Annotated in this window: 3 protein-coding genes; all 3 read left to right on the forward strand. The window is 41.5% G+C overall.

The window, feature by feature from the left end; all coding sequences use genetic code 11:
• Positions 1–1,180 precede the first annotated feature (1,180 nt).
• The 3 genes from ACQEXS_RS22340 to ACQEXS_RS22350 all read left to right on the forward strand — a co-directional run bounded on the left by ACQEXS_RS22340 (position 1,181) and on the right by ACQEXS_RS22350 (position 2,986).
• Positions 1,181–1,654 (forward strand): N-acetyltransferase family protein, encoded by a 474-nt coding sequence (locus tag ACQEXS_RS22340; RefSeq protein ID WP_427015259.1) that lies wholly within the window; start codon positions 1,181–1,183, stop codon positions 1,652–1,654.
• Between the two features lie 140 nt (positions 1,655–1,794).
• A complete protein-coding gene (locus ACQEXS_RS22345; RefSeq protein ID WP_427015260.1) occupies positions 1,795–2,178 on the forward strand; it encodes a hypothetical protein in 384 nt (127 codons plus the stop codon).
• A 133-nt stretch (positions 2,179–2,311) separates the two neighbouring features.
• Complete coding sequence (locus tag ACQEXS_RS22350; protein ID WP_427015261.1) at positions 2,312–2,986, forward strand: hypothetical protein; 675 nt, start codon at positions 2,312–2,314, stop codon at positions 2,984–2,986.
• The last annotated feature ends 87 nt before the right edge of the window (positions 2,987–3,073 follow it).

The raw sequence follows: 3,073 nt of genomic DNA on the forward strand, positions 1-3,073 counted from the left end.
AGTTTCAATAGGTTTGGTGATTTCGGTACAGTGTTTGAGTCAGGTGGCAGCGTTGCTCACAACTTAATTGGGCGTTAGGCGACGGGTAGGAAAGTTCTTTGTTCTCATCTTCTTATATCTCTCTAGCTATTCGTCGTTTTAAGTCGGCAATTTGGTATTGTCGGCTCAAATTCTTGAACCTCTCCAGCCGTAAAACATGCCAATTTTCGTGGGTTGCCTCATTGGTTTTTGGAGTTGGTTAGTGGCGAGTTTAACTGGCTCAAAGTGTGGCAAGGGCAAGTAAATTGAAGCTTTCTAATTTGCTGTTAGTTCGCAGCTTTGGGTTTTTCGGGCTCAAAACCTACTTTGTTGCTGAAGGTCTGCATTTCGTGGTTGCTGAAACCTTGGCTGAAACGTAGTGGCTTTTATGGTTCTTGAATCACAAAAAGTCGGTGGATGTTTGGTTGCTTATTTTGTTTCGGGTAATCTGCTTTCAAAACAACTTAAACACTGGTGGGAAACTTCGCCTAACAAGGCGTTTAAGGCGGATTCACAACGCTTGGCGGTTTTGGTTCAAGTTAGCTTAAGTGTTTAAGGTACAATGGTCTAGGTTTGGTGGTAGGCGTTGTTCACCACTTAACGCGGCGTTAGGCAAAGGGCAAATCTAATCTTCTTGTTCCCTCTGGCAGTTCGTTTTTCGTAGTCGGCAATTAAGCATTGTCGGCTCAAGTCCTTGAACCTCGCCAACCGTAAAACATGTCAAAATTCGTGGGTTGCCTCATTTTTATCAGTGTCGGGCGGTGGTTAGTTTCACTGGCTTAAGGTGTGGAAAGGGCTAGTTAAAAGAAGCTTTCGTATTCGCTGTCATTTCGCAGCTTTGAGCTTCTCAGGTTCAAAAGCTACTTTCTCGCTGAAAGGCTGTATTTCGTGAGCGTAAAAAGTGAAGCTGTAACATAGTGGCTTTAGTGGTTCTTGAATCACAAAAAGTCAGTGGGTGATTGGTTGCTTATCGTGTTTAAGGTATTCTGTTTTCAAACAAAGTTAGTGAGTACGCAGACAATTTGCCTAACAAACAATTCAAGTTGATTCGCAACGCTCGGCGCTTTCGGTTTCAACTTGTTTGGTGATTACGGTGCAGTGTTTTAGTAATGTGGCAGCGTTGCTCACAACTTAATTGGGCGTTATGTTCTAGGGAGGTATAATGGAATTTACGAGTGCTAGTGAGGCTCATTTTGAAGCAATCGCCCAATTGGTGTCTTCTCCTGAAGAGTTGTATTCAGTTTGCCCTTCAGGCACTTATCCGTGGGATTATGAACAAATTCGTCAAATCTCAGAGGTAAGGTCAGATTTGACGGTGTGTCTTATCGATAATCAAGTTGTTGCCTTCGGAAATCTATATAACGTAAAGCCATCAGAGAGCGCTTTCATCGGTAATGTCGTTGTATCCGATGCATACAAAGGCAAGGGTATTGGGCGAGCCCTTATTGAGTATTTGAGTTCAAAATGTTCAGATATTTATCAAGCTGAACCCTGCTTATCTGTGTTCAATTACAACACGCGCGCTTTGCTGCTTTATACCAAGCTTGGCTTTGAGCCTTGTGGTGCAGAGCCTCGAATCTCGCACGATGGAGAAGCGGTTGTTTTGCTCCACATGCATAAAAAGATTCGAACATAACAAAGCATTTAAGAGTGACTCACAACGCTTGGCGATTTCAGTTTAAACTTGGCTTTAGTGTTTAAGGTGCAGTGGTTTGGGTTAGGTGTTTAGCGTTGTTCGCACCTTAATGCAGCGTTATATGCCATGGAGATTTAAAAATGTATCCTAATTCAATAAATAAGAATATGGTTGGAGAGTATCCAGCAAGCACAAAATCAGGTGGTGGGTATTTTTATGATCAAGTTCTAGAATACCGGGTTTGGTGTCGGCCGTGGCAAGGTGCCCCCGATGAATTTGATGGAGAAATATACTATTACGCATTTCACACTTATGAAGAGGCTCTTGAATTTTCAAATAACACTGAAGGTTCTGAAAAACCGTTGGTTTTAGTTAAACAACTTGAGTGGATTGATGAACCTGAAACAGGGAAGTTCATTCACAAAGCGGGAGAACGTGTAACTGAATGGGTTGTGGAATGGTTAGTTGGTAGTAAGCGCCAAGAGAATACAATTGCTGATTTTATTGCCCAAAATGGCATATAACAAACTGCTTAAGACGGACTATCAACGCTCGGCGATTTTAGTTCTAGTTTGGTACAGTGTTTACGGTGGTTAGTTTAAGCGTCGTGGTCTGCGTTGCTAGCCACTTAGCAGGGCGTTATGATTCAGGAGAAATATGGAAGAACTACCTCAAAATAAAGATCTGAAAGATCATGCTCATTCGGGAGTTAAGGCGGCTCTAAATCTTATTCCGTTTGCTGGCGGGGCGCTAGCTAGTGTTTTTGAAACGGTTTTCTCAGCACCAATAGATAAGCGCAAAGAGGAGTGGCTTATTCTGCTAGCATCAACTGTTGAAGAAATATGTGAAAAGGTTGAAGAACTAACTCCGGAAACTCTTTCAGAGAATGAGACTTTTATTTCTGCATATCTTCAAGCTTCTAACTTAGCTCTTAGAACTCATCAAGCAGAAAAAATAGCTGCGCTAAATAGCGCTGTTAAAAATACAGTTCTGCTGGAAGATCTTGATGAAACCTTAAAGATGATATTTATCCGATTTATTGATGATATGACTCCTCTACATTTTAGGGTGCTTCATTTTTTATCTAACCCAAATGAGTATATAAACAAGTTAATGACGGATGAGAGTGCTACGGTTACCGGTGACTTACAAGATGTTTGGAATGAATTATATACGGATGTAAGTACAAATGATCCCCTAGTTGATTTGGTGATTTCTGACCTATATAACCTAGGTTTACTCACAGCTAAAACGTTCCGTGATGCTCGCTTAGGTTCTGTGAGCACACCATTGGGATTACAGTTCATAGAATTCATCGAATATGAATCATAACAAACTGTTCAAGAGGGATTCACAACGCTCGGCATTTTTGCTTCTACTTCAGTTTTAGTGTTTATGGCACAATGCTTTAGGTTTGGG

It is taken from the genome of Vibrio sp. TRT 17S01, assembly GCF_050113695.1.
Classification (GTDB): domain Bacteria; phylum Pseudomonadota; class Gammaproteobacteria; order Enterobacterales; family Vibrionaceae; genus Vibrio.

Excerpts from the sequence above, each read along its gene's own strand:
- ACQEXS_RS22345 (WP_427015260.1), top strand. The coding sequence starts at position 1,795 with ATGTATCCTAATTCAATAAATAAGAATATGGTTGGAGAGTATCCAGCA.
- ACQEXS_RS22340 (WP_427015259.1), top strand. The coding sequence starts at position 1,181 with ATGGAATTTACGAGTGCTAGTGAGGCTCATTTTGAAGCAATCGCCCAA.
- ACQEXS_RS22350 (WP_427015261.1), top strand. The coding sequence starts at position 2,312 with ATGGAAGAACTACCTCAAAATAAAGATCTGAAAGATCATGCTCATTCG.